This window comes from Curtobacterium uvaldense (assembly GCF_028307415.1).
In the GTDB taxonomy this organism is placed as follows: domain Bacteria; phylum Actinomycetota; class Actinomycetes; order Actinomycetales; family Microbacteriaceae; genus Curtobacterium.
The window spans coordinates 1-25,694 of sequence record NZ_JAQMHU010000018.1 but is presented as its reverse complement, the minus strand read 5'-3'; the positions used below and the strand labels follow the sequence as shown (position 1 = coordinate 25,694).

General features: G+C 71.3%; 25 protein-coding genes and 3 tRNA genes. 9 read left to right on the top strand and 19 right to left on the bottom strand.

Annotated features, from left to right (window positions below):
* Positions 1 to 31: 31 nt before the first annotated feature.
* Together PIJ49_RS11430 and PIJ49_RS11425 are read left to right on the top strand one after the other, a co-directional pair.
* The gene (locus tag PIJ49_RS11430; protein WP_066651432.1) at positions 32 to 484 is read left to right on the top strand and encodes an SRPBCC family protein; all 453 of its coding nucleotides are present in this window, start codon (positions 32 to 34) and stop codon (positions 482 to 484) included.
* Between the two features lie 106 nt (positions 485 to 590).
* On the top strand, positions 591 to 1,400 hold the full coding sequence (locus PIJ49_RS11425; RefSeq protein WP_271826631.1) for a hypothetical protein: 810 nt from the start codon (positions 591 to 593) through the stop codon (positions 1,398 to 1,400).
* 313 nt (positions 1,401 to 1,713) lie between these two features.
* Here PIJ49_RS11425 and PIJ49_RS11420 read toward each other — a convergent pair whose 3' ends face one another.
* A complete protein-coding gene (locus PIJ49_RS11420) occupies positions 1,714 to 4,230 on the bottom strand; it encodes an ATP-dependent Clp protease ATP-binding subunit (RefSeq protein WP_066651428.1) in 2,517 nt (838 codons plus the stop codon).
* A gap of 167 nt (positions 4,231 to 4,397) precedes the next feature.
* Between PIJ49_RS11420 and PIJ49_RS11415 the strand changes: the two genes are divergently transcribed.
* The gene (locus PIJ49_RS11415) at positions 4,398 to 5,330 is read left to right on the top strand and encodes an NAD(+)/NADH kinase (RefSeq protein WP_066651419.1); all 933 of its coding nucleotides are present in this window, start codon (positions 4,398 to 4,400) and stop codon (positions 5,328 to 5,330) included.
* A gap of 217 nt (positions 5,331 to 5,547) precedes the next feature.
* On the opposite strand, the gene PIJ49_RS11410 is transcribed toward PIJ49_RS11415, so the two are convergent.
* The 15 genes from PIJ49_RS11410 to tilS form a co-directional block, all read right to left on the bottom strand.
* A complete protein-coding gene (locus tag PIJ49_RS11410; protein ID WP_066651417.1) occupies positions 5,548 to 6,621 on the bottom strand; it encodes a sigma-70 family RNA polymerase sigma factor in 1,074 nt (357 codons plus the stop codon).
* A 346-nt stretch (positions 6,622 to 6,967) separates the two neighbouring features.
* Positions 6,968 to 7,099 carry a hypothetical protein gene (locus PIJ49_RS11405; protein WP_268746767.1) on the bottom strand — a complete coding sequence of 44 codons (132 nt, stop codon included), beginning with the start codon at positions 7,097 to 7,099 and terminating at the stop codon, positions 6,968 to 6,970.
* Positions 7,100 to 7,173: 74 nt separating this feature from the next.
* Positions 7,174 to 7,317 (bottom strand): hypothetical protein, encoded by a 144-nt coding sequence (locus tag PIJ49_RS11400; RefSeq protein ID WP_271826630.1) that lies wholly within the window; start codon positions 7,315 to 7,317, stop codon positions 7,174 to 7,176.
* Between the two features lie 54 nt (positions 7,318 to 7,371).
* Entirely contained in the window at positions 7,372 to 7,575 is a 204-nt protein-coding gene (locus PIJ49_RS11395; protein WP_066651415.1) for a hypothetical protein, read from the bottom strand.
* 109 nt (positions 7,576 to 7,684) lie between these two features.
* Positions 7,685 to 9,220 (bottom strand): lysine--tRNA ligase, encoded by a 1,536-nt coding sequence (gene lysS, locus PIJ49_RS11390; RefSeq protein WP_271826629.1) that lies wholly within the window; start codon positions 9,218 to 9,220, stop codon positions 7,685 to 7,687.
* A 120-nt stretch (positions 9,221 to 9,340) separates the two neighbouring features.
* Positions 9,341 to 10,033, bottom strand: coding sequence for a Rossmann-like and DUF2520 domain-containing protein (locus PIJ49_RS11385; protein ID WP_271826628.1), 693 nt, complete (start codon positions 10,031 to 10,033; stop codon positions 9,341 to 9,343).
* Entirely contained in the window at positions 10,030 to 11,793 is a 1,764-nt protein-coding gene (locus tag PIJ49_RS11380) for a PH domain-containing protein (RefSeq protein WP_081984531.1), read from the bottom strand. Before PIJ49_RS11380 ends, PIJ49_RS11385 begins: the two co-directional genes overlap by 4 nt.
* 9 nt (positions 11,794 to 11,802) lie before the next feature.
* Positions 11,803 to 12,324, bottom strand: a complete 522-nt coding sequence (locus PIJ49_RS11375; RefSeq protein ID WP_209684606.1) for a PH domain-containing protein — start codon at positions 12,322 to 12,324, stop codon at positions 11,803 to 11,805.
* 22 nt (positions 12,325 to 12,346) lie between these two features.
* Positions 12,347 to 12,835 carry a DUF3180 domain-containing protein gene (locus tag PIJ49_RS11370; RefSeq protein WP_066651410.1) on the bottom strand — a complete coding sequence of 163 codons (489 nt, stop codon included), beginning with the start codon at positions 12,833 to 12,835 and terminating at the stop codon, positions 12,347 to 12,349.
* Positions 12,832 to 13,365 carry a 2-amino-4-hydroxy-6-hydroxymethyldihydropteridine diphosphokinase gene (gene folK, locus PIJ49_RS11365; protein ID WP_271826627.1) on the bottom strand — a complete coding sequence of 178 codons (534 nt, stop codon included), beginning with the start codon at positions 13,363 to 13,365 and terminating at the stop codon, positions 12,832 to 12,834. Before folK ends, PIJ49_RS11370 begins: the two co-directional genes overlap by 4 nt.
* Positions 13,362 to 13,751, bottom strand: coding sequence for a dihydroneopterin aldolase (folB, locus tag PIJ49_RS11360; protein WP_066651406.1), 390 nt, complete (start codon positions 13,749 to 13,751; stop codon positions 13,362 to 13,364). Before folB ends, folK begins: the two co-directional genes overlap by 4 nt.
* A complete protein-coding gene (gene folP, locus PIJ49_RS11355) occupies positions 13,748 to 14,752 on the bottom strand; it encodes a dihydropteroate synthase (RefSeq protein WP_245172026.1) in 1,005 nt (334 codons plus the stop codon). The genes folB and folP overlap by 4 nt, the downstream gene beginning before the upstream one ends.
* A gap of 6 nt (positions 14,753 to 14,758) precedes the next feature.
* Positions 14,759 to 16,747, bottom strand: a complete 1,989-nt coding sequence (gene ftsH, locus PIJ49_RS11350; RefSeq protein WP_066651404.1) for an ATP-dependent zinc metalloprotease FtsH — start codon at positions 16,745 to 16,747, stop codon at positions 14,759 to 14,761.
* A gap of 165 nt (positions 16,748 to 16,912) precedes the next feature.
* Positions 16,913 to 17,464: a hypoxanthine phosphoribosyltransferase gene (gene hpt, locus PIJ49_RS11345; RefSeq protein WP_031272831.1), complete on the bottom strand. Its 552-nt coding sequence runs from the start codon at positions 17,462 to 17,464 to the stop codon at positions 16,913 to 16,915.
* 9 nt (positions 17,465 to 17,473) lie between these two features.
* Positions 17,474 to 18,493, bottom strand: coding sequence for a tRNA lysidine(34) synthetase TilS (tilS, locus tag PIJ49_RS11340; RefSeq protein WP_066651402.1), 1,020 nt, complete (start codon positions 18,491 to 18,493; stop codon positions 17,474 to 17,476).
* A 51-nt stretch (positions 18,494 to 18,544) separates the two neighbouring features.
* Between tilS and PIJ49_RS11335 the strand changes: the two genes are divergently transcribed.
* The gene (locus PIJ49_RS11335; protein ID WP_066651400.1) at positions 18,545 to 19,036 is read left to right on the top strand and encodes an inorganic diphosphatase; all 492 of its coding nucleotides are present in this window, start codon (positions 18,545 to 18,547) and stop codon (positions 19,034 to 19,036) included.
* A gap of 153 nt (positions 19,037 to 19,189) precedes the next feature.
* On the opposite strand, the gene PIJ49_RS11330 is transcribed toward PIJ49_RS11335, so the two are convergent.
* Entirely contained in the window at positions 19,190 to 20,635 is a 1,446-nt protein-coding gene (locus PIJ49_RS11330; protein ID WP_271826626.1) for a C40 family peptidase, read from the bottom strand.
* Between the two features lie 33 nt (positions 20,636 to 20,668).
* Positions 20,669 to 21,952 carry a M23 family metallopeptidase gene (locus tag PIJ49_RS11325; protein ID WP_066651398.1) on the bottom strand — a complete coding sequence of 428 codons (1,284 nt, stop codon included), beginning with the start codon at positions 21,950 to 21,952 and terminating at the stop codon, positions 20,669 to 20,671.
* 255 nt (positions 21,953 to 22,207) lie between these two features.
* On the opposite strand from PIJ49_RS11325, the gene PIJ49_RS11320 reads away from it, so the two are divergent.
* From PIJ49_RS11320 to PIJ49_RS11310, 3 genes are all read left to right on the top strand, one after another.
* Positions 22,208 to 22,280: transfer RNA gene (locus PIJ49_RS11320), tRNA-Glu, on the top strand.
* 50 nt (positions 22,281 to 22,330) lie between these two features.
* Positions 22,331 to 22,407: transfer RNA gene (locus PIJ49_RS11315), tRNA-Asp, on the top strand.
* A gap of 1 nt (position 22,408) precedes the next feature.
* Positions 22,409 to 22,481: transfer RNA gene (locus PIJ49_RS11310), tRNA-Phe, on the top strand.
* A 218-nt stretch (positions 22,482 to 22,699) separates the two neighbouring features.
* Here PIJ49_RS11310 and PIJ49_RS11305 read toward each other — a convergent pair.
* The gene (locus tag PIJ49_RS11305) at positions 22,700 to 23,710 is read right to left on the bottom strand and encodes an aldo/keto reductase family protein (protein WP_066657594.1); all 1,011 of its coding nucleotides are present in this window, start codon (positions 23,708 to 23,710) and stop codon (positions 22,700 to 22,702) included.
* A gap of 208 nt (positions 23,711 to 23,918) precedes the next feature.
* Here PIJ49_RS11305 and PIJ49_RS11300 point away from each other — a divergent pair, with 208 nt between their 5' ends.
* Both PIJ49_RS11300 and PIJ49_RS11295 read left to right on the top strand, forming a co-directional pair.
* Positions 23,919 to 24,584, top strand: a complete 666-nt coding sequence (locus tag PIJ49_RS11300) for a hypothetical protein (protein WP_271826625.1) — start codon at positions 23,919 to 23,921, stop codon at positions 24,582 to 24,584.
* A 58-nt stretch (positions 24,585 to 24,642) separates the two neighbouring features.
* A complete protein-coding gene (locus tag PIJ49_RS11295) occupies positions 24,643 to 25,638 on the top strand; it encodes an SDR family oxidoreductase (RefSeq protein ID WP_271826624.1) in 996 nt (331 codons plus the stop codon).
* Positions 25,639 to 25,694: the final 56 nt, after the last annotated feature.

Sequence of the window (25,694 nt, the reverse complement as noted above, 5' to 3'; positions counted from 1 at the left end):
CCGAAGAGCACGACGAAACGAAGGAGCGACCATGCCCCAGATCATCGAGACCGTCGACGTCAACGTCCCCGTCCGCCAGGCCTACGACCAGTGGACCCGGTTCGAGGAGTTCCCCCACTTCCTCGACGAGGTCGAGAAGATCGTCCAGGTCGACGACAAGACCACCGACTGGACCGTCAAGGTCGCCGGTCAGGAGCGCGAGTTCCGCGCCGTCATCACCGAGCAGCACCCGGACGAGCGCGTCGCGTGGACCGTCAAGGACGGCGACACCGACCACGCGGGCGTCGTCACGTTCCACAAGCTGTCCGACAACGAGACCCGCGTCACCGCGCAGATCGACTGGGAGCCGTCGGGCTTCCTCGAGAAGCTCGGCTCCGCCGTCGGTGTCGGCGGCCACGCGGTCAAGAAGGACCTGCAGAACTACAAGGAGCGCGTCGAGAACGCCCCGACCGAGCCGGGCTGGCGCGGCGACGTGCAGGCCTAGGACCCGCAGCACGACGGACGGGAGGCGCGGTGCCGGCTGGCACCGCGCCTCCCGTTCCGCTGTGGAGGGGACCGCACGCACACGTCGCCCTGGCAGGGTGGACACCATGCAGCTCGTCCGCACCGCCGTCACCGGCACCGTGATCGCCACCGCCGGCAGCGTCGCCCTCGGGGCCGCCGCCGCACGCCGACTCCTCCGCCCCGCACCGTTCGTGCCCCCGGAGTCCGAGCTGGTGTACGCCGACGAGCGGTCCGTCCCGGGCACCGAACCGGACGGCGTCGTCGGGCGCACCCACGTCGTCCACGTGCACGGGCAGTCGCTCGGCCCGCAGCAGGTCCTGCGTGGCCTGCGCGTCTGGCGGGAGCTCGGCGCCTCCAACCAGGTGGTCGACACGTCCGACCTGCCGCTGCGCTCCCTCGATCCCGCCGCGGTCGATCGCGTCGCCGCCGCCGCGCACGCCGCGCGTGCCCGCGGCGCCGAACGGGTGGTGCTGCAGGGTTGGTCCGCCGGCGCCCTCGCTGCCTCCGCCGCGGCGGCACGCACGCCGGTCGACGGCATCGTCGCGGTCGCACCGCTCCTCGACGTCCGGTCGGCCCTGCGCGGCGCCGTGACGACCGCGCGCTTCCCGGCGGCCGTCGGTGTGGTCGCGGGACGGATCGCGACCACACCGGGTCTCAGCCGCCTCGCCGGGGTGCCCTACCCCCTCACGGTCACCCGCTGGCAGGACGACCGCACGCCGACCCTCCTGCTGCACTCGACGGCCGATGCCCTCGTGGCAGCGGCCGACGTCGAGACGCACCGCGCCCGCGGCGCCCGGGTCGAGACCTTCGCGCACGCCCGGCACACGCTCGAGTGGAACGAGGACCCGGAGCGCTGGGAGCGCGCCGTCAGGGAGTTCGCCGCGACGCTCGGCTGACGGACACTCACCGGAACGAGAAGTGGCCCCGGTCGGGGGGAGACCGGGGCCACTGACGTCCGACCTGTTGGGGGAACCAGCCGGACGTCGGTCGCGAGGTGTTGGGGGGAACCCTCGCACGAACAACGGTACCCCCCGCCCGGGGGTCGCGTCCGCAGCGCACGCCGGAACCCGCACACGGATCCGCGACCACGAACGGACGGGCGCACCCCGCTTGGTGCAACGCGAAGCGTTGCGCGGGGTGCGCCGGCCGAGCTTGCGAGGGAGGACGGTGCCAGCCGGCACCGCGCCTCCCGTCCGAGTGGAACCGGTCCTAGGACTCGATCTCGCCCTGCGGGGTCTCCGCGGACTCGACCGCGGGAGCCCCGGCGAGGACCTCCTCGCGACCCGGCTGACGCCCGGTCTCGAAGTCGAACTTCCCGTCCACGAAGTCGACCTTCACGTGGTCGCCCGCGTTCAGCTCACCCTGCAGGATGTGCTCGGACAGCTGGTCCTCGACCTCGTGCTGCATCGCGCGACGCAGCGGACGAGCACCGAGTGCCGGGTCGAAGCCGACCTTGATGAGCTGCTCCTTGGCGGCGAGCGTCAGCTCCACCGTCATGTCGCGGTCCAGCAGGCGGTCCGCCAGGCGCTTCACGAAGAGGTCCACGATCTGCAGCAGCTCGGACTGCGAGAGCTGCGGGAACACGATCGTGTCGTCGACACGGTTCAGGAACTCGGGCTTGAAGTGCTTCTTGAGCTCCTCGTTCACCTTCGAGCGCATGCGGTCGTAGCCGACGGCCGAGTCACCCTCGACCTGGAATCCCACCGGGCCACCAGCGATGCCCTGCGAACCGAGGTTCGTGGTCATGATGATGACGGTGTTCTTGAAGTCGACCACGCGGCCCTGACCATCGGTCAGACGACCCTCTTCGAGGACCTGCAGCAGCGAGTTGAAGATGTCCGGGTGGGCCTTCTCGATCTCGTCGAACAGGACCACGGAGAACGGCTTGCGGCGCACCTTCTCGGTGAGCTGGCCGCCCTCCTCGAAGCCGACGAACCCGGGAGGGGCACCGAACAGTCGCGAGACCGTGTGCTTCTCACCGAACTCCGACATGTCGAGGGAGATCAGCGCGCCCTCGTCGTCGAACAGGAACTCGGCGAGCGCCTTGGCGAGCTCGGTCTTCCCGACGCCCGTGGGGCCGGCGAAGATGAACGAGCCCGAGGGGCGGTTCGGGTCCTTCAGACCGGCACGGGTACGACGGATCGTCTTCGAGAGGGCCGAGATGGCCTCTTCCTGACCGATGACGCGCTCGTGCAGGGCCTTCTCCATGAAGACGAGACGCGAGGTCTCCTCCTCCGTGAGCTTGAACACCGGGATGCCCGTGGCCTGCGCCAGGACCTCGGCGATGATGCCCTCGTCGACGGTGCCGGACGCGGCGACGTCACCCGCACGCCACTGCTTCTCGAGGCGGAGACGCTCGCCGAGGAGCTTCTTCTCCTCGTCGCGCAGGCTCGCGGCCTTCTCGAAGTCCTGCTCCTCGATCGCGGCTTCCTTCTGTCCGCGGACCGTCGAGATCTTCTCGTCGAACTCGCGGAGCTCCGGCGGCGCCGACAGGATCGACAGGCGGAGGCGTGCGCCGGCCTCGTCGATCAGGTCGATGGCCTTGTCCGGCAGGAAGCGGTCCTGCACGTAGCGGTCCGCCAGGTTCGCCGCGGCGACGATCGCGCCGTCGGTGATGGACACCTTGTGGAACGCCTCGTACTTGTCGCGGAGGCCCTTGAGGATGTTGATCGCGTGCGGCAGCGACGGCTCGTTGACCTGCACCGGCTGGAAGCGACGCTCGAGTGCGGCGTCCTTCTCGAAGTGCTTGCGGTACTCGTCGAGCGTGGTCGCACCGACCGTCTGCAGCTCACCGCGGGCGAGGAGCGGCTTGAGGATCGACGCGGCGTCGATCGCGCCCTCGGCAGCACCGGCACCGACGAGCGTGTGGATCTCGTCGATGAAGACGATGATGTCGCCGCGGGTGCGGATCTCCTTCGTGACCTTCTTGAGGCGCTCCTCGAAGTCACCGCGGTAGCGGGACCCGGCGATGAGCGACCCGAGGTCGAGCGAGTAGAGCTGCTTGTCCTTCAGCGTCTCCGGGACGTCACCCTTGACGATCGCCTGGGCGAGGCCCTCGACGACCGCGGTCTTGCCGACGCCCGGCTCACCGATCAGGACGGGGTTGTTCTTGGAGCGGCGGGAGAGGATCTGCATGACCCGCTCCATCTCCTTCTCGCGCCCGATGACGGGGTCGAGCTTGCCGTCGCGCGCCGCCTGGGTGAGGTTCCGACCGAACTGGTCGAGGACCTGCGAACCCTGCTGGGCGTTCTGCTGCTGCTCGCCGCCGACGGCGACCGCTTCCTTGCCCTGGTACCCGGACAGGAGCTGGATGACCTGCTGACGGACGCGGTTCAGGTCCGCACCGAGCTTGACGAGGACCTGGGCGGCGACGCCCTCGCCCTCGCGGATGAGGCCGAGCAGGATGTGCTCGGTCCCGATGTAGTTGTGGCCGAGCTGCAGCGCCTCGCGCAGGGACAGCTCGAGCACCTTCTTGGCGCGCGGCGTGAACGGGATGTGCCCGGTCGGCTGCTGCTGGCCCTGCCCGATGATGTCCTGGACCTGCTCGCGGACGGCATCGAGCGAGATGCCGAGCGACTCCAGCGCCTTGGCGGCGACGCCCTCGCCCTCGTGGATGAGGCCGAGGAGGATGTGCTCGGTGCCGATGTAGTTGTGGTTGAGCATCTTCGCTTCTTCTTGAGCGAGGACGACAACACGACGGGCTCGGTCGGTGAATCTCTCGAACATGTGCTCTCCCTTGCCGGGCTCGTGGGAGCTCGGTGACGTACATCGAGACTAACCAGCGGACCCCCGCAGGGCTGCCCCTGTTCGCCGTGGGCGTGACCTCTCTTCGCCCGGTGGCCCGCGACCTCCGCACCTGCCGTCGACCAGGCCCGGACGGTTACGATCTGGGCATGGAGCAGCCCGTCGTCGGACTCGTCGTCCACCCCACCAAGAACGTGCAGGAGTCGATCGCGACCCTGCAGGGGTGGAACGCCTCCGGACTGGGTCGGCTCGTCGCCCGGCGGGCGGACGCCCAGCGCATCGGCGGCGACGTCGAGGTGATCGGCGACGACGACTTCACCGACCAGGTCGACCTCGTCGTCGCGCTCGGTGGGGACGGCACGATGCTCGGTGCGATGCGGCTCGTGGCGAAGCGTCCGGTGCCCGTGCTCGGCGTGAACTACGGCAACGTCGGCTTCCTGGTCGAGATCGAGCCGCCCGAGCTCGAGGCCGCCCTCGACCGGTTGTCCGCCGGCGAGTACCAGCTCGAACCGCACCACGCACTCGAGGCCCGGCTGTCGTGGGGTGGCGCGCGGACGGACTACCTGGCGTTCAACGACCTGACGATCGTGCGACGGCCGGGAGCCGGGCAGGTGTCCGCCGACCTCAGCGTGAACGGGCTCGGCTACGGGTACTACCGTGCGGACGCCATCGTCGCCGCGACCCCCGCTGGGTCCACCGCGTACAACTACGCGGCCGGCGGCCCCGTGCTCTCCCCGGCGCTCTCCGGCTCCGTGGTGACGCCGGTCGCCCCGATGGCGGGCATCGACCGCGCCGTCGTCCTGGCGGCACGGGAGCGCTACCGCTTCGACATCGCCGAGGGGACCCGGAGCGCGGCCCTCGAGGTCGACGGCCTCGTCGTGGGCGAGGTCGCCACCGGCGCGCAGATCGACATCCGGCTGCGGAAGGACGCCGGCAGCGTGGTGCGCCTGGACGCCGAGCGGCACGGACGCACCGGCCGGGTGAAGCTCAGCCTGCTCGACCTGCCGGTCCGCCCGGACCAGCTCATCGAGCTCATCCCGCAGGACCTGCGCCAGAAGCTCGGCCGCGAGATCGAGGACTAGCGGCCCAGACAACGACAGGGCGGGACCGCAGCGCCCCGGACAGTGGGGCCCCGAACAGCGGGACCGCGAGGCCCTGGACAGCGGTACCCCGGACAGCGAAGTGGCCCGCCCAGGCAGTGCCTGGACGGGCCGTCCCATCACCCCACCGGCCCGCCTTCCCACAGGACGACCCGGTTCCCCGTGCCGACGCTCACGCGCCGGCCGAAGCCTGCTGACCTCAGTCGGTCAGGTACAGCTGCATGTCCTGGCTCACGGCCTTCGCGAACAGGCGCAGCTTGGCACGCGACTCGACGCGGCTGACCGCCTGGCGCGTGGTGTGCACGATCTTCGAGATCTCGTCGAGCGTCATCGGCTTGTCGTCGTCCAGGCCGTAGCGCATGCGGATGACGTTGGCCTCGTCGGTCGGCAGCTCGGAGACGATCGACCGGATGTCGCGGTGCAGGAGCGTCGTCTCGGTCAGCTCGTTCGGGCTCGCGGCGTCCTCGTCCTCGATGAAGTCGCCGAGCTCGCTGTCGTCGGAGTCACCGACGACGGTGTGGATCGACACCGGCTCGTGCGAGCGGCCCTTGAGGTCGAGGAGCTCCTCGGTGCTCATGCTGAGCTCGGCGGCGACCTCGTCGGGCATCGGCGCGCGGCCGAGGTCGACGGTCAGGTCACGCTCGGTGCGTGAGATCTTGTTGATGAGCTCGACGGTGTGCACCGGGATGCGGATGGTGCGCGCCTTGTCGGCGAGACCACGCGAGATCGCCTGGCGGATCCACCAGGTGGCGTAGGTCGAGAACTTGTAGCCCTGCGTGAAGTCGAACTTCTCGACCGCGCGGACCAGACCGAGGTTGCCCTCCTGGATGACGTCCATGAACGGCAGACCGCGCTGCGAGTACCGCTTCGCGATGCTCACGACGAGTCGGAGGTTCGAGGTGATCATGCGCTCCTTGGCGCGCTCACCGTCGCGGACGAGCCAGCGCAGCTCGCGCTGCAGCGTCTTGTCGATGCCGGCCTCGGTGGCGAGCTTCTCCTCGGCGAACAGACCGACCTCGATGCGGCGGGCGATGTCCGCCTCTTCCTCGGCGGTCAGGAGCGAGAGGCGCCCGATGTGGCGCAGGTAGTCGCCGACCTGGTCGACCGAGGCGCCGCGGACACCCGCGAGCTGCTCGTCGGCCTCGACCTCGACGGCGTCGAGCGTGGTGGTCTCCACCGCGGTGACGGCGGTCTTCGCGGCTGCTGCCTTCTTGCTGCGGCGCGCGGTGGTGCCAGTGGTCGTCGTCTTCGGTGCTGCGGTCGCGATCGTCATGGTGACTCTCCCTGCGGTTCGACGGTGATGGCCTCGGTGGGGGGTGTTGACGAGTAAAGCGGTCCCGAGGTGTACCCCACAAACCGATCGGATCGATTCCCAGGGAACGTCGTGCTTCACCCGCAGAACTGTCCCCCGCGGGGTACAGGCCTGGTGTCAGCATGGCCCCGCCGGATGCCCGTGCACAAGGGGATGCCGCCGTGTTTCCGGTGTTGCAGGGATGTTTCATCGACGATCGAAAGCGTGTACCCCGCGCCGCTGCGCCGAGCGGACACGGAAAAGGGGTACGGCGTTCCGGATCGTCGTGATCCGGGTGCCGTACCCCGAAGAGCGCAGGGGCCCGGTGTCACCAGGAGGGTTCGAGCCACCCGTCCCGTCGCTCGGCGACCTCGAGGTCGGCGTCGAGGTCGAACTCGTCGTACTCGCTCTCGATGTCGCCGACGAGGCTGCGGCCGGTGAAGACGTGCGTGATGGACATGCGGACGATGCTCACCCGCGCGGACGACCGCCCGGCGACGACCGGGTGAACGGTCGGTGACCGACGCCGGGCGCTCAGACGTCGACGTCGTCGTCGTCATCGTCCTGCCAGACCGCGTCACGTGCGGCGTCGGGCAGGACGGAGTGCCCGAAGGCGTCCTCGGGGTCGAGGTCAGCCGGGTCCGAGGGGGTCGACGACGGCGAGGGACGTGCGGTCACCACGTCACTGCAGCACCCGTCGGTGAACGGGTGGTGACGGACTGCCGGGGAGGGCTACTCCGCCGAGCTCGGCGCGGGGGCCGGGCGGCCGTGCTCGCGCTCGAAGCGCGCTCGCTCCTCGGCCTCGACCTTGGCGTACGCGGACCGCTCGGTGCGGTCGGCCCGCATGATCGCGCGCATCACGAACCAGAAGATCAGGCCGACGACGACGGTCGGCGTCACGGCGAAGATGATCCCGGTCACGACTCCATCTGGCACCGGAGCATCGTACCTCGCCCCGGTGACCGCCACCTGCCCGCGGGGCCCGCACGGACGGGAGGCGCGGTGCCACCGGCACCGCGCCTCCCGTCCGTCTCCGGTCGCGTCCCTACTTCACCAGCGGGAACAGGATCGTCTCGCGGATGCCGAGGCCGGTGATCGCCATGAGCAGGCGGTCGATCCCCATGCCCATGCCACCCGACGGCGGCATGGCGTGCTCGAGTGCGCGCAGGAAGTCCTCGTCGACGCGCATCGCCTCGGGGTCACCACCGGCGGCGAGCTTCGCCTGCTCGACGAAACGCTCGCGCTGCACGACGGGGTCGACGAGCTCGGAGTACGCCGTCGCGAGCTCGAAGCCGCGGACGTAGAGGTCCCACTTCTCGACCACGCCGGGACGGGTGCGGTGCTCGCGGGTGAGCGGCGAGGTGTCGACCGGGAAGTTCATCACGAAGGTCGGCGCGTGCAGGTCGTCCCCGTGGAAGTGCTCCCACAGCTCCTCGACGTACTTGCCGTGCGTGGCGTGCGCGACCTCGACGCCCTCGGCCTCGGCGAGCGCGACCAGCTCGGACAGCGGGGTCTCCGGGGTGATCTCCCGCCCGGCGGCCTCGGACAGCGAGCCGTACATGTCCATGCGGGCCCACTCGCCGCCGAGGTCGTAGTCGGAACCGTCGGCGAGCGTGACGACGAGGGAGCCCCCGGTGACGGCCTTCGCCGCGTTCTGCACGAGCTCCTGGGTCAGGTCGGCCATCTGCTCGTAGTTGCCGTACGCCTGGTACGCCTCGACCATCGCGAACTCGGGCGAGTGCGACGAGTCGGCACCCTCGTTCCGGAAGTTCCGGTTGATCTCGAAGACCCGGTCGATCCCGCCGACGACGGCGCGCTTCAGGAAGAGCTCCGGTGCGATGCGCAGGAACAGCTCGGTGTCGAAGGCGTTCGAGTGGGTGACGAAGGGTCGGGCCGAGGCGCCACCGTGCTGCGTCTGCAGCATCGGGGTCTCGACCTCGAGGTAGTCGTGCCCGGTGAAGGTCCGTCGCAGCGAGGACATCACGGCAGCACGGGCGCGGACGGTCTCGCGGGCCTGGTCGCGGACGATCAGGTCGAGGTACCGCTGGCGGACCCGGGTCTCCTCGTTCAGTTCGTTGTGCAGGTTCGGCAGCGGCAGGATCGCCTTCGCCGCGATCGCCCACTCGTCGACCATGATGCTCAGCTCGCCACGACGCGAGGAGATCACACGGCCGTGCACGAAGACGTGGTCGCCGAGGTCGACGAACTCCTTCCAGCGGGCCAGGGACTCGTCGCCGACCTCGGCCAGCGAGACCATCGCCTGCACGCGGGCGCCGTCACCGGACTGCAACGTCGCGAAGCAGAGCTTGCCGGTGTTGCGGGAGAACACGATGCGCCCGGCGAGTCCGACGACGTCCTGCGTCTCCTCGCCCGTCTCGAGGTGCTCGTACTGCTCGCGGACGGCGGGGATCGTCGTGGTGATCGGCAGCTCGGCCGGGTACGCCTCGATGCCGGCGTCCAGCAGCTTCGCCCGCTTGTCGAGCCGCACCTGTCGCTGTTCGCTGGTCTCGGCGGCGGCGAGCTCCTCAGCGGAGGGGCCGTCGCCCGAGGGCTCGGTGGCGGATGCGGTCTCGTCGGTCATGCTGTGCGGCTCCGATGGGGTCGTGGGGATGCACCGATGGTACCGGCCGCTCCGCTCCCGCCCGTCCCCGTGGCCCCCAGCGGCGTGCAGGGCCCGCCCGGTGTCGGCCGGGAGCGGGCGCTAGTGGTCCGGCCGACCGTCGGCCGCGGCGAGCGCGTTGTCGACGGCCGAGCGCACGAGGGCGCCGAGCACGCGTCCGGGGCGCTCGACGCCGATGCCGGACAGCGTCCCGGCGGACTGGTCCACGATGGCGGCCGAGAACGACACCGCGGCGCGCACGGCATCCGCGTACGCCGGCCGGTCCTGCTCGGACACGACGAACGGCTCCGCACCCATCTCGACCACGAGCGCCTGGGCGATCGGCAGCACGGGCGCCGGGGCGGTCACCGCGCAGTGGGCGTCCCGGAGCCGGGCGAGGTCGACGCTCGTGCCGGTGAAGGCCATCGCCGGGTGGATCGCGAGCGGGATCGCGCCGGCCGACAGGGCGGGCCGCAGGACGTCGACACCGTGGTCCGGACTGGTGTGCACGACGAGCTGGCCCGGCTGCCAGATCCCGGCGTCCGCCAGGCCCTGCACGAGTCCGGCGAGCTGGTCGTCCGGGACGGCGAGCAGCACGAGCTCGCTGCGCTCGACCAGGTCGGGGGTCGCGAGGACGGGGGCACCGGGGAGCATCGCCTCGGCGCGGTCGCGACCCGCGTCGGAGACGGCCGTCACACCGACGACGGCGTGCTCGGCGTTCGCCAGGGCCGCCCCGAGCACCGGTCCGACCCGCCCCGCGCCGACGATGCCGACGCCGAGTCGTCCGGCCCTCACCGGAGCGCTCCGGGCGGCGGCACGTCGGACCAGCGGCCGGGAGGCACGGCCTGCGTCCCCCCGTCGGCCCGCCACGTTCCCGTGGGAGCTGCGTCGGCGGCGGTCGCCACCACCTGTCCGTCCGGGGCGTGTGTGGCGGGGGTGCGGCGGGCCTCCCGGGCGCGCCAGCGGTGCGTGGTGTCGACCGCCGCGGCCTCGACGGCGCGGTGCGCGCTCTCCGACCAGAGGCGCTGGGCGTCGAGCGCGTCCAGCGCGCCGATCCGCGCCGAGACGGGACCGGACACGGTGTGGACATGTGCGGTCGCGAGCCGGAGCACCCGCTCGAGCGGCCCCTGCTCGACCTTGACGCTCTGCACGCGCGGCAGCGGCACGATCACGAGCGAGCGCCAGACGGCTCCGAGACGGAGCAGCACCGCGCCCTGCACGAAGCGGTAGCCGTTGCGGCGGAACGAGAACGGGCGGAGCCAGGCGCCGCGACGCGGGGAGTGCACGAACCCGCCGCGGTCCCCCGTCGTCGTGAGGCTGTCGTCGACGACGTTGACCGCCTCGGACGAGCCCTCGCGGAGCTCCTCGCGCGACGCCGTCGGTCCGGCGACCGCGGTGCCGACGAGCCCCGGCAGGATGATGTCGAGGACCTCGCGGACGTCCTCGGCGCGACCGACCGGCAGCACGATCGAGGACACCTGCTGGTTGTTCGACGCCCCGTTGCCGGCGTTCGTCGCACGGTTGATGCGGACGTCCCACCAACCGAACGGACGCCAGAGCAGCGGCTGCGCGACGCTCACCGCGTGGATGCGCCCGGGCGGCAGCGTCTCGTTCGACGTCGAGACGAGACCGAAGCCGATCCGGATGCCGTCGCGGGTCTCGGCGATCGTGTACTGCAGCGAGCGCGAGAACTTCCGGACGGTGTAGCCGCCGGCACCGATCACCACCGGGAACAGACCGATCAGGATGCCGTACTCACCCGTGATCGCGATGCTGACGATCATCGCGACGATCACCACGACGAAGAACACCGTCGTCCCGGAGAGCAGCATCGACGCGATCAGGCGTCCGGGGTGCACCTTGACGATGCGCGTCGCGTGCACGGCGGCGGGGTCGAGCTCCGGCGAGAAGAGCTCGCCGACACGGTCCTGCAGCACGCCGTTCGAGTCGCGACGGGCCGTCTCCTCGTCGTCCTGCGCGCCGGAGGCGAGCACGAGGATGCGCTGCCGGAGGTCGTCGGCTGCCCGCGCACCCAGGTACGCGAGCTGCACGTTGGCGTCGTTGCCGGCCTGGGCGATCTCGAGCTTCGCCGTCCCGAAGATCCGCGGGACCACCGGCCGCGAGATGTTGATGCCCTGGATCCGGTCGAGCCGCGCCTTGCGGTGGCTGCGGAACAGCACGCCCGAGCGGACCTCGACCACGTCGCCGGTCACGCGGAACTCGTGCATCCGCCAGGACACGGTGAAGAGCCCCAAGAGCACCAGCAGGAGCACGACCACCCCGAGCAGCACCCAGCCGACGGCGCCGTGCTCCCAGACGTAGCGGACCGGGTCGCCGTCGTCCTGCGGTGCGCCGCCCGGGACGAAGAACTCGAGGAGCTGGTCCCGCAGGTTGTTGAGCACGTACCCGAGGATCACGATGAGGAAGATGCCGCCCTTGAGCAGCGGCGTCAGCGGGTGCAGGCGGTGCCACTCGCCGTCGGTCAGCGGAGCGGCAGCGGCAGCATCGCCACGCCGCGGGGGCGCGGGCGGCGGCGGTCCGGGTCGGAACGTCACGACGACTCCCTAGAGCCCGGCGCGGCGGGACTCGGCGAGCTCGACGAGCCGGTCGCGCAGCTCGTCGGCGTCGGCGGCGGGGATGCCCGGGATCCGCACGTTGGTCGCGGCGGCCGCGGTGACGAACTTCAGCTCGCTGAGCCCGAGGATCCGGTCGAGCGGTCCGCGGTTCACGTCGACGAGCTGCATGCGGCCGTACGGCACCGCGGTGAAGCGCTGCCACATGAGCCCGCGGCGCAGCACGAGGTCGTCGTCGCGCAGGGCGTAGCCGATCGCTCGGACCCGACGGGGCGTCAGGACGGCGGTGACCAGCGCGACGAGGGCGACCACGATCGCGACGCAGCTCCACACCGTGCCGGCGGCGCCCCCGAACCCGCCGAAGAGCGCCGCGAAGAGCACGCACCCGGCGGTCACGACGACCCCGACCACGATCGTGCTGACGAGCTCCGTCCAGACGAGCTTCGGCGACACCCGCGTCCACGTGGTCCCGGTCAGGCCGAGGCCCGGCTCGTCGAGTCGTTCCAGCGGCATCACGGCCTCCTGCGGTCGTCGGTCAGTTCGCCGTCGTCCCACCCCGCGGCAGGTCGTCGTCGTCGTCGCCCGGTGGCGGCGCCATGCACATCCGCTCGGCGACGAGCGCACACACCACGAGCACGAGACCGCCCCCGACCGCGACGGCGTTCGGCAGGACCGAGCCTAGCGGCGGCAGGGCCGACCTGGTCAGGAGGTACAGCAACAGCCCGGCCGCGAACGCCCCGAAGAGCGCACCGGCCAGGCTCGAGGCCTTCGCCAGGACGACCACGCGCGTGGCGTAGAGCGGGTCGACGGGGTGCTGCCGGGTCGCGCCGTCGCGGGCGTGGCGGCGCACGGGTCGAGCCATCGCGACGACCGCGACGCCGATCAGCGCGAGCGTCACGCCGAGGGGCGTCGAGAGCAGCAGGGTGGGCGCCTGGCGCGAGGCCAGGACGGCGTCGAGCGCGAACCCGGCGACGACGGCGACGACCGCGACGCTGATCAGGGTGGAGGCGCGGGTGGGGTTCACGCGGCGGACCCCGACCCGGGAACGGCGTCGAAGAGCCGGGGCTCGTCGACGCGCTCGGTGTCGTCGCCGAGTCCGTCGAGCAGGTCCGCGACGCGTCCGGCGCCGGGCAGGACCGCGTCCGGGTCGGCGTCGAGCCACGGTGCGAGCACGAACGCCCGCTCCCCCGCTCGCGGGTGCGGGACGGTCAGCGTCCCGGTGTCGATCAGCAGGTCGTCGACGGCGATCACGTCGAGGTCGAGGGTGCGGTCGCCCCAGCGGACCTCGCGGGTGCGTCCGTGGTCGTCCTCGATGCGGTGCAGGGCGTCGAGCAGGTCGTGCGGCGCCAGGTCAGTGTCCACCACGACGACGCCGTTGCGGTACCGGGGCTTGCTGTCGTCGAGCCCGTCGAGCGTCAGGGCGACGGACTCGACCTCGTGGCTCGACGCCACCGGCCGGATGCCCGGCACGGCCGCGATCGCCTGCGCAGCGGCCCGCAGGGTGCTCCCGCGGTCCCCGAGGTTCGCACCGAGGGCGATCACCGCCCGGCTCACTCTTCTTCCTCGTGGGACACCGATCCCCCGCGGGTGCGGCGGATCGTGATCGAGACGTCGGAGAACGGCACCGTGATCGGCGCCTGGGGCTTGTGCACGGTGACCTCGACCGCGAGCGCCGCCCGGTGGGTGAGGACCGCGGACGCGATGCGCTCGGCGAGGGTCTCGATGAGGTCGACGGGCCCGCCCTCGATCTCGGCCACGACCTGCTCGGCGACGACCCCGTAGTGCACGGTGTCGGCCAGGTCGTCGGACCCCGACGACACCCGGGCGTCGACCTCGACCGCGACGTCGACGACGAAGTCCTGGCCGTCGGCGCGCTCGTGGTCGAACACGCCGTGGTTCCCCCGGGCACGGACCCCGGTCAGTCGGATGGTGTCCCTCACGATCGTGCTGCCCTCCAGGCATCCCAGACGTCGAGCACCGCACGGGTCGGTGCGGGGTCGTGCACGCGCACACCCCACGCGCCGCGTTCGGCGGCGAGCAGGCTGATGGCGGCGGTGGCGAGGTCGCGGTCGCGCGGCGGTGCGCCGGCAGCACTGCCGACACCGTCGAGGAACCGCTTGCGAGAGGCGGCGACGAGCACCGGCAGGCCGATCGAGGCGAAGCGCTCGTACCCGGCCAGGATCTCCCAGTTCTGGGCGCCGTGCTTGGCGAAGCCGAGGCCGGGGTCGATGACCACCTGCTCCTCGCGGACCCCGAGGACGATCAGTTCGGCGACGCGGAGCTCGACCTCGCGCCGGACCTCCTCGACCGCGTGCGCGTACTCGGCGTTCCGGTGCATCCGGTCGCTGTGCCCACGCCAGTGCATCACGACGAAGCCGGCACCGGTGTCGCGCACGACCCTCGCCATGTCGTCATCGGCGAGGCCGCCCGAGACGTCGTTGACGATCGCGGCGCCGGCCTCGACCGCGCGCTCGGCGGTCGACGCGTTCATGGTGTCGACGCTCACCGCGATGCCCTCGGACACGAGCTGCCGGACGACCGGCAGGACGCGCTGCTGCTCGACCGCCACGGGCACCCGGTCGGCACCGGGTCGGGTCGACTCGCCGCCGACGTCGACCAGGTCCGCTCCGGCGCCCACGAGGTCGCGGGCGTGCGCGATCGCGGCGTCGACCGCCAGGTGCAGGCCGCCGTCGCTGAACGAGTCCGGCGTGACGTTGAGGATGCCCATCACCCGCGTGCGGTCGTCCGGTCCGCCGGCGCTGCCGCTCGACGCGCGGTCACGCCGCCGGCCGGTCACGATCTCGGGCACCGGTGCCGGCGCACGGAGGTCGATCGCGACCGTCGGCGGTTCCGCCGCGGCGGTCCGCGCCTCGTGCTCGGCGGCACGGGCGCGGTCCGCCTCGGCGAGGCGACGGGAGCGTCTCGTCGGCAGGTCGGTCATGCCGGCCTACGCGGGGGCGATACCGGGGTTGCCGAACGGGCGACGACGAGGCTTCGACGACGACTCGGTGTCGCCCTGCTCCGCCGCGGTCGACGCAGCCTTGCCCGGGAACTCGATCGCAGGCAGGTTCGAGACCGGACGACGGTCGCTCGAGAGCCACTGCGGGCGCTCCGGGAGCTTGCGGACGTCCTTGAAGATCTCGACGAGCTCCGGCGCGTCCAGCGTCTCCTTGTCGAGGAGCTCGCCGGCCAGGCGGTCGAGGATGTCGCGGTTGTCGTTGAGCACCTGGTAGGCCTCGTCGTGGGCCGCCTCGAGCAGGGCACGGGTCTCGGCGTCGACCGTCTCGGCGATGTTCTCCGAGTAGTCGCGTCCGCTGCTGCCGCCCATCTCGCGGCCGACGAACGGCTCGCTCGAGCCCGACCCGAGCTTGACGGAACCGACGGCACGGCTCATGCCGTACTCGGTGACCATCTTGCGTGCGGTCGACGTGGCCTTCTCGATGTCGTTCGACGCACCCGTGGTCGGGTCGTGGAACACGATCTCCTCGGCGACGCGGCCACCCATGGCGTAGGTGAGCTGGTCGAGGAGCTCGTTGCGGGTCACGGAGTACTTGTCCTCGAGCGGGAGCACCATCGTGTAGCCGAGGGCGCGACCACGCGGCAGGATCGTGATCTTCGTCACCGGGTCGGTGTGGCGCATCGCGGCGGCGGCCAGGGCGTGACCACCCTCGTGGTACGCCGTGATCAGCTTCTCCTGGTCGGACATGATGCGCGTGCGGCGCTGCGGACCCGCCATGACGCGGTCGACGGCCTCGTCCAGGGCGCGGTTGTCGATGAGCTGCGCGTTCGACCGGGCGGTGAGCAGGGCGGCCTCGTTGAGGACGTTCGCCAGGTCGGCACCGGTGAAGCCCGGCGTCTTGCGGGCGAGGAGCTCGAGGTCGACGCTCGCGGCGAGTGGCTTGCCCTTCGCGTGCACCTCGAGGATCTGCTTGCGGCCCTGCAGGCTCGGGGCGTCGACGCCGATCTGGCGGTCGAAGCGGCCCGGACGCAGGAGCGCGGGGTCGAGGACGTCGGGGCGGTTCGTCGCCGCGATGAGGATGACGTTCGTCTTGCCGTCGAAGCCGTCCATCTCGACGAGGAGCTGGTTCAGCGTCTGCTCGCGTTCGTCGTTGCCACCGCCGATGCCGGCGCCACGGTGGCGGCCCACGGCGTCGATCTCGTCGATGAAGACGATCGCGGGGGCGTTCTGCTTGGCCTGCTCGAAGAGGTCACGGACGCGGCTCGCACCGACACCGACGAACATCTCGACGAAGTCCGAACCGGAGATCGAGTAGAACGGCACGCCGGCCTCGCCCGCGACGGCGCGTGCGAGCAGGGTCTTGCCGGTGCCGGGAGGGCCGTACAGCAGCACGCCCTTCGGGATCTTCGCGCCGACCGCCTGGAACTTCGCGGGCTCCTGCAGGAACTCCTTGATCTCGTGGAGCTCCTCGATCGCCTCGTCCGAACCGGCGACGTCGGCGAAGGTGACCTGCGGGTTCTCCTTGTTGTTCATCTTCGCGCGCGACTTGCCGAACTGCATGACCTTCGAGCCGCCACCCTGGGCACTCGAGAGCAGGAACCAGAACAGGGCGCCGATGATGAGGAACGGCAGGATGATGCCGAGGAGCGACAGGAACCAGTTGCCCTGGTTCACCACGTCGTTGTAGCCGTCGGGCAGGTTCGCGTCGTTGACGGCCGAGACGACCTCTTCGCCACGCGGCGTGGAGTAGTAGAACTGCTCCTTCGCGTTGCCGTCCTTGAGGGTCAGGTCGACGCGCTGCTCGGTCGAGTTGACGACCACGGACGAGACCTTGCCGTCGGCGAGCTGCTCGAGACCCTTCTGGGTGTCGATCTGCTGCGTGCCGGACTGTGCGATCACGCTCCAGCCGATGAAGATGCCGACCAGCGCGATGAGCACGTAGAGGTACGGGCCGCGGAAGATGCGCTTGAAGTTCATGTGATCCGGGCGCGATGGCCCGACACCTTTCTCTGCCGGAGTTGCGTGGAGGTCAGCATACGGCGGTGACTCTGTGGCGAGAATGGGTGTCCTCTGCGGGCGAACTCCACCCGTGCCCGGAGGGAGCCGTACGGGCCGCCCGTGGTCCGGACGGCCCGGCGGGCCTCAGGAGTAGACGTGCGGCGCGAGGACGCCGATGCCGCGCAGGTTGCGGTAGCGCTCGTCGAAGTCCAGGCCGTAGCCGACCACGAACGCGTCGGGGATCTCGAAGCCGGCGTACTTCACGTCGACCTCGACCTTGGCGGCCTCGGGCTTGCGGAGCAGCGCGACGATCTCGACGCTCGCGGCACCGCGGGACTCGAGGTTCTGCTTCAGCCAGGACAGCGTCAGGCCGGAGTCGATGATGTCCTCGACGATGATGACGTCGCGGCCGTGCAGGTCGGTGTCGAGGTCCTTGAGGATCCGCACGACGCCGGACGACTTCGTGCCGGAGCCGTACGACGAGACCGCCATCCAGTCCATGCGCGCCTGCATCTTGAGGTGCCGCGAGAAGTCCGCCATGACCATGACGGCGCCCTTCAGCACGCCGACGAGCAGCGGGTCCTTCCCCGCGTAGTCACGGTCGACCACCGCGGCGAGTTCGGCGAGCTTCTCGTCGATCTGCTCGGGGGTGAAGAGCACTTCGGACAGGTCTGCCTGGACGTCGGAGAGTTCCACCAGAGCACTCTAACGGGCGGCGAACGCGATGCGCTCGCCCTCGCGCGACGCCCGGACCCCCGGCAGGTCGACCGGGCCCTGCCCGCGCCAGTCGGTCACGAGCCGGCAGACCTCGAGCGTCTGCGTGCGGGACAGCGTCACGCCGAACTCCCCCTCGACCGCCAGGCGGACGAGTCGCTGCCGGAGCGCCGGCGGGTTCGCCAGCAGCTCCGGCACGGAGAGCGAGATGCCTGCCTCGGAGTGCTCGGCGAGGTCCTCCGCCATCTCCTCGGCGAAGTGGTCGAGTGCCGCGGCGTCCTCGCGGAGCTGCTCGGCGGTGCGGGCGAGCGCCTCGGGCACCCCCGCGCCGAGCTCCCGCTCGAGCGCCGGCATCAGCGTGCTCCGGACGCGCACCCGTGCGTACGCGGGGTCGTCGTTCTGCGGGTCGTCCCACGGCACGAGGCCCGCGGCGACCGCCGCCTGCCGGGTCGTGTGCCGGCGGACACCGAGGAGCGGCCGGCCGTACGCCGGCCCGGTCGCGCGTCGCGCGAGCGGCGGCATGCCGGACAGCGCGTCCGGCCCGCTGCCCCGCAGCAGGCCCAGCAGCACGGTCTCGGCCTGGTCGTCGAGCGTGTGGCCGAACAGCACCAGGGGTGACCCGGTGTCGGCGGCGACCTCCGCGACGGCGGCGTGCCGTGCCTCCCGGGCGGCGCCCTCCGGACCACCGTCCGTGCCGACCGCGACCCTGCGGACCGTCACCGGGTCGAGACCCACCGACGCGGCCGTCCGGGAGGCACGGCTCGCCACCGCCTCGCTGCCCGCCTGGAGCGCGTGGTCGACCACGACCGCGCCGGCCCGCAGGTCCTGCTTCGGTGCCTCGAACGCGGTGGCCGCGGCGAGCGCGAGCGAGTCCGCTCCCCCGCTCAGCGCGACCGTGACCAGGTCGCCGCGGTGCAGCAGCCCCTCGTCACGAGCCTGGGCGAGGAGCGTCCGGACCGCCAGCCGGGTCGCGGCGACGGCCGGGTCCAACCGGGGACGCGGAGTGTTCACCCGGTAACGTTAGCCGCGCTTTCTTCCCGCACATGAGACCAGGAGCGCACCATGACCGCGTACGACGTCGTCGTCGAGATCCCCAAGGGCAGCCGCAACAAGTACGAGGTCGACCACGAGACCGGTCGTGTGTACCTCGACCGCGTGCTGTTCACGTCCTTCGTCTACCCGACCGACTACGGGTTCTTCGAGAACACGCTGGCCGACGACGGCGACCCCGTGGACGCGCTCCTGCTGCTCGAGTACCCGGTGTTCCCGGGCGTCGGCGTGAAGGTCCGCCCCGTCGGTGTCTTCAAGATGAGCGACGAGGCCGGCAACGACGCGAAGGTCCTCGTGGTCCCCGCGAAGGACCCGCGCTGGCAGCACATCCAGGACATCTCGGACGTCGACGAGCAGACCAAGGCCGAGATCGCGCACTTCTTCGAGCGCTACAAGGACCTCGAGCCGAACAAGTGGGTCAAGGCCGACGGCTGGGGCGACGCCGCGGAGGCCGAGGCGATCGTGCAGGCCGGCCAGGCCGCGTACGTGCCCGCCGGTCACTGACGCTCGCACGAACGACGGCGCCCGCGCTCCCCGAGGGGAGCGCGGGCGCTGTCGTTCGTGCTGGTCGCCGGTCGCTCGGACTCCGGTCGTCGGTCGTCGGTCACCGGTCGCCGGTGCCGGTGCCGGTCGCCGGTCGCCGGCCGGTCGCTCGGGCTAGAGCGAGCCGCTCGGGCGGGCGACGTACGGCAGGAGCTGGTTCGGCAACCAGATGCCGCGCTCGACCACGCCGACACCGGGGCGGGCGGCCTCGACCATCGTGCCGTAGCTCGTGACGATGCTGTCGTGGTAGGCGCCGGAGACGCTGCCGTTCGACGAGTAGAAGAGGATGTCGCCCGGCTGGCGCTGCGACAGCGGGACGAGCCGGCCGATCGACGCGAAGTGGTTGTACTGCCAGACGACGTTGTGCCCGCCGGTCGCGATGCCCTGCGAGTTGTACGCCATCATCACCAGGCCGGAGCAGTCCCAGGTGTTCGGACCCGCGCCGGTCAGCACGTACGGCTTGCCGAGCTGGGCACGGGCGAACGCGATGGCGCCGGCGGCCTTCGACGGGCTCGAGACCGGTGCCGGTGCGGGGGCCGGAGCGGGGGCCGGCGCCGGCGCAGGGGCCGGCGCGGGCGCGGGCGCGGGAGCCGGACGTGACGGGGTCGTGTTCGGCTGCGTCGTGCTCGGGCGCGAGGGGCTCGTGTTCGGGCGCGAGGGGCTCGTGTTCGGCTGCGTCGTGCTCGGCTGGTTCGAGCTCGGGCGCGACGGCACGGACGGCGACGCGGGGTCGCTGCTGCCACCGGAGTCGCCGGCGCTGGGTGCCGTGTCACGGGAGGCGGCGGCGGTCCTCGCAGCGAGCTGCTGCTCGGCCCGCTTCGCCTGCTGCTCGTTCCAGTACGCCGTCTCGGTCGCCTTGCTCGTCCCCTTGAGGAACGCCAGCTGGTCGAGCACCTCGGACTGCTCGTCCTGCTGCTGCTGCACCCGGGCACGAGCCGAGGCGGACGCGTCGTTGGCGTCGTCGAGGGCACGCTCGGACTTCGTGGTCGCTGCGGCGAGGGCCTTCGTCGCCGCCGACTGCTGCGCGGCGATCGACTCGACGGTGTTCTGGTCGGTCTGTGCCTGTGCGAGCACACGGGCCGAACGCTCGGACAGGTGCGAGACCGTTCCCACGCGGTAGAGCAGGTCCTTCGCGTCCGAGGCGTCGACGAGCATCGAGGTCGACAGGTCACCGCCGCCCGTGCGGGAGAGCTCGACCACGAGCCCGGCGACCTGGGCCGCCGACTCGTCCGCCCGCCGCTCGGCACGCTTCGCCTGCGCCGTCAGGTCGTCGAGGGACGCCTGCGCCTCCTGCTGCTGCGACACCGCCATCGCGTAGTCCTGCGCCGCCTGGAGCTCGGAGACCTCGGCGCTGTCCGCGGCGTCCTGCAGCGTCTGCAGCCGGGCACTCAGCTCGTCCGCCGTCGTCTGGGCCTGCGCCGTGTCGGCCTTCGCCTGGCGCACGTCGTCCCAGCTCGGGGCCGAGGGAGCTGCCTGGGCGGGACCGGCGAGGACGACCGACAGACCGATGCCGAGGACGGCGACGACCGCGGTGCAGCCGGGCAGGGTGGAGGGCTTCATGTCTCGCTCAGGGCCTCTCGACGGCGCTGTTGCTCATACCGAGATCCCCCGCGCTGCCATGAAGGGGACCGGGTCGACGGCGGAGCCGTTCACCCGGGTCTCGAAGTGGAGGTGGCATCCGGTCGACCAACCGGTCGAGCCGATCTTCGCGATCTGCTGTCCGGCCTCGACGTGCTGCCCGACGGAGACGAGGATGCCGCCGTCGACGATGTGCCCGTAGGCGGTGGAGATGCCGCCGCCGTTGTCGAGGACGACCTCGTTGCCGTAGCCGCCGCCGTTGGCCGCGAACGTCACCGTGCCGGCGTGGGCGGCGTAGATCGGGGCGTAGCAGGCGGGCGCGAGGTCGACGCCGGCGTGCAGTGCCCGGTAGTGGGTGTACGGGTCGACGCGGTAGCCGTACGGGCTCGTCTGGTACCCGCCGGCGGGACGGACCCACCCGGAGGAGTTCGGGGCCCCGCCGCCGGAGCCGCCCTGGCCCGTCGCGGCCGCCTGCTCGGCAGCCTTCGCGGCCGCCGCAGCCCGGGCCGCCTCACGGGCCTTCTCGGCAGCGACGCCCTTGTCGTACTCGGCCTCGACGTCCTTCGCGTTCGTGGTCAGCAGGGTGAGCTGCGCCTCGAGGCGGGCCTTGTTGTCCGCCTGCGCGTCGACCGCGGTCTGTGCCCGGTCGGCGGCGTCCTGGGCCGCCTGCATCTTCGCCTGGGCCGCGTCGGCGAGGGTGCCGAGGGCCTCCTTCGCCTGCTCGGCGCGGTCGGCGAGGCCCTGGGCGACACCGCGGTCCTGCGAGGCCTGCGAGTAGATGCCGTCGGCCTGCTCCGTGAGCTTCGACATCGCGCCGAGCTCGTAGAGCAGGTCACCCGAGTCGGACGGGTGCGTGAGGATGTCGGTCGTCACGTCGTTCGCACTCGCGCGACCGAGCTGCGCGGCGAGCTGGCCGGCCTGCTCCTCGGAACGCTTCGCGGTGCGGTCGGCATCGTCCGCCTGGTGCTGCAGCGTCTGCTGCTCGAGCGTCGCCGCGTCGTACTTCGTCTGCGCCGTCTGGTAGGCCGTGCCGGCTGCCTCGGACTCCTGCTGCGCGGCCGATGCCTTCGCGGTCAGGTCCTGCAGGAGCGCCTTGATCTCGGTGACCTTGGCCTGCTGGGCGTCCTTCGACGCCTTGGCCTGCTCGACGTCCGACCAGCTGGGGTACCCGGCAGCCGATGCCGCGGAGACCGGGCCGACCGCGGCGAGTGCCCCGGCGGAGAGCACGACGGCGACCGCGGCGGCGATCACGCGGCGGCGGGAGCGGGGGCGGGGGATGCGGTGGGGTGCAGGCGACATGGTCTCGGTTTCGTAACGGTGCGGCGAGGCTCGGGCACGCCACACTGTCAACAGACGCAACAGTAACAACACGGGTCACGGCAGGGACACCCCCGAGCGAGGGCCTCGGCCGCCCATGATGGTCGCACCGAGCGCCCGACCGATGCCCACGGGGACGGCGCGACACGCCGGGGATGCACGCTCGGGGGCACTCGATTTGTGCATCACGCAGAGCGTCCGTATGCTTGACTCCCGGTAGCGCACGGCGCAGCTTGCGGCCCTATCGTTTAGTGGCCTAGGACACCGCCCTTTCACGGCGGCAGCACGGGTTCGAATCCCGTTGGGGTCACTCCACGCGAGTGAGCAAGCAGCAGTACGACACCGAACACAACACAATATGGCCCTGTAGCGCAGTTGGTTAGCGTGCCGCCCTGTCACGGCGGAGGTCGCGGGTTCAAGTCCCGTCAGGGTCGCCACGGCTGGATAGCTCAGTTGGTAGAGCGTTCGACTGAAAATCGAAAGGTCCACGGATCGATGCCGTGTCCAGCCACGGTGAAGAGCCCCTCACGAGAGTGAGGGGCTCTTTTGCGTTCCCGGCGCGGGCAGCGGGGCTCGCGCGCCCGGTGCTCGGCCGCGCTCGTCATCCGGCGCTCGTCGCACTTCGGTGGCTCGATCTGCTCGCGCACAACGAGAAGCACATCGCGCCACGGACTTCCCTGGCGCGACGTGCTTCCGGTTGTGCAGCCGGACCGCTGCGGCTTCGCAGCCTCAGGCCTCGCGGGTCTTCGGGCTGCTGTCGTTCGTCTTCGCCGGGTCGCGCTCGACGACCGACCCGAGGGCGTCGTCGATGCGGGACATCAGCTCCGCGGGGATCTGCACCCCGGCAGCGCCGGCGTTGTCGTGCACCTGCTCCGGACGCGAGGCACCGATGATCGCCGACGCCACGTTCTCGTTCTGCAGCACCCAGGCCACCGCGAGCTGCGCCATCGACAGGCTCAGCTCGTCCGCGATCGGCTTCAGCTCCTGCACCGCCGAGAGCGTCTCGTCGTTCATGAAGCGCTCGATCATCTTCGCGCCGCCCTTGTCGTCGGTGGCGCGCGAGCCCTCGGGCAGCGGCTGACCGGGCTGGTACTTGCCCGTCAGGACGCCCTGCGCGATCGGGGACCAGACGATCTGCGAGATCCCGAGCTCCTTCGACGCGGGGACGACCTCGCCCTCGATGACCCGCCAGAGCGCCGAGTACTGCGGCTGGTTCGAGATGAGCTGGAACCCCAGGTCCTTCGCCAGCTCGGCACCGGCCCGGAGCTGGTCCGCGGTCCACTCCGAGACGCCGACGTACAGGACCTTGCCCTGCCGCACGACGTCGGCGAAGGCCTGCATCGTCTCCTCGAGCGGCGTCTCGTGGTCGAAGCGGTGCGCCTGGTACAGGTCGACGTAGTCGGTCTGCAGCCGCTCGAGCGAGCCGTCGATCGACTCGAGGATGTGCTTCCGGCTCAGCCCGGTGTCGTTGTGCCCCTTCGGGCCGGTCGGACCGAAGACCTTCGTGGCGATCTCGAGGGACTGGCGCCGCTCCCCCTTGAGCGCCTCGCCGAGGACGGTCTCGGCCCCGGTGTTCGCGTAGACGTCGGCGGTGTCGAACGTCGAGATGCCGACGTCGAGCGCGGCCCGGACGCAGGCGATCGCCGCGTCGTTCTCGACCTGGGATGCGTGGGTGAGCCAGTTGCCGTAGGTGATCTCGGAGACCTTGAGGCCCGAGTTGCCGAGGTAGCGGTACTCCATGTGCGTGTCACTCCTGTCGTGGAGCGCGTCGGTGCGCCCCGACCCGTGACGGTAGTCCGCGTCGACCGTGCCGCCTCCACCGTTCACTCCGGAGCCACTACCGTGAAGTATCAGTTGCTCGGGGCAAGACGAAACCCCGGCGATGTGGCCGAGGCCAGTGATCGTTCCGGGGTCTTCGGGAACGATGCTACACGGAGGGGGATCGTCGGTGGAAGGACGGCAGGTCACACGCGACGACGCGCTCGTCGAGGTGCTCACCAGGGAGCGGCTGGCGTCCTACGAGCGATCTGCGGGGCGGGTGGCGGGAGCGCTCCGGCTCTACGAGTGGAACATGCGGGCCGCTGCAGCCGTGACGGAGTTGACCGGTGTCGTCGAGGTCGTGGCAAGGAACGCCATGGACACCGAACTGCGGCGCTGGGCGGGATCTCGGCGTCGAGAGGCGACGTGGTTCGACGTCGCGCCGTTGGACGGACCGGGACGCCGCGACCTGGCGAAGGCACGGGCCAGAGCGACGCGCGGTGGGCGGCGCCCGGAAGTGCACGGTCGGGTCCTGGCGGAGCTCTCGTTCGGCTTCTGGCGGTACCTGGTCGAATCCCGCTACCTCACGTCGCTCTGGACGCCGGCTCTGCACCGCGCCTTCCCCTGTGGTCCGGCCGACGTCCTGACACGGCAGCGACAGGTCCGGGCTCGCATGCAACAGCTGCACTTCGTCCGGAACCGCGCCGCGCACCACGAACCGATCCACCAGCGGGACCTCCACCGCGACCTCGACGATGCGCTCGAGCTGCTCGGCTGGATCCACCCCGCCGCCGCCGAGTGGGCGGCGGACGTGACGTCGCTCAGCGCGGTCCTCGACGCCCGACCCAGCGGATGAGGGGCAGGATCGCAGGGGCGCGGTGCACAGCGGCACCGCCGGGAGCAAGGGAGCATCCATGTCGGGACCGAGCGTGCTGTTCATCGGCGGCAGCGGCATCATCAGCGCCGCGTGCGTCCGCGAAGCCGTCGAGCAGGGGTACGACGTCACCGTGCTCAACCGGGGCACGACCGACAAGCGGCCGATCCCGGATGCCGTGGCGCGCCTCCAGGCCGACGTGTCCGACCGCACCGCGCTGGAAGCCGCGATCGGTGACCAGCACTGGGACGTCGTCATCGACTTCGTGGCGTTCACGCCCGACCAGGTGCAGCGGGACATCGAGGTGTTCACGGGTCGGACGAACCAGTACGTCTTCATCTCGTCGGCCTCGGCGTACCAGACGCCCGCGACGCACCTGCCGATCACCGAGTCGACGCCGCTGAAGAACCCGTTCTGGCAGTACTCCCGCGACAAGATCGCGTGCGAGGACCTGCTCACGAAGGCGTACCGCGAGGACGACTTCCCGATGACGATCATCCGGCCGTCGCACACCTACGACGAGACCCTCGTGCCGTTCTCCGGCGGGTGGACGGTGCTCGGCCGGATGCGTGCGGGCAAGCCGATCGTCGTGACCGGCGACGGCAGCTCGCTGTGGACGATCACGCACGCGCGGGACTTCGCGGTCGGGTTCGTCGGGCTGCTCGACCGTGCCGAGGCGATCGGCGAGGCGTTCCACATCACCGGCGACGAGGCCCCGACCTGGGACCGCATCGCCCACGAGCTGGCGGCGGCCGCGGGGGTCGAGGACCTCCAGCTCGTGCACGTCCCGGCCGACGCGATCGACGCGCTCGACGCCGACTGGGGCGCGAGCCTGCTCGGAGACAAGGCGAACACCTCGGTCTTCGACAACACGAAGGTGCAGACGCTCGTGCCCGAGTTCGCGCAGACGACGTCGATCCGGCAGGGGGCGCGGGAGATCGTCGCGTGGTTCGACGCCGACCCGTCGCGCCAGGTGACGGACGAGCGGCTCGACGGGCTGATGGACCAGCTCGTCGAGCGGTGGCAGGTGCGCTGACGCGGGGCGGCGCCGGTGCGGCGCGGGGGCGGCGCGGGGGCGGCGCGGGTGCGGCG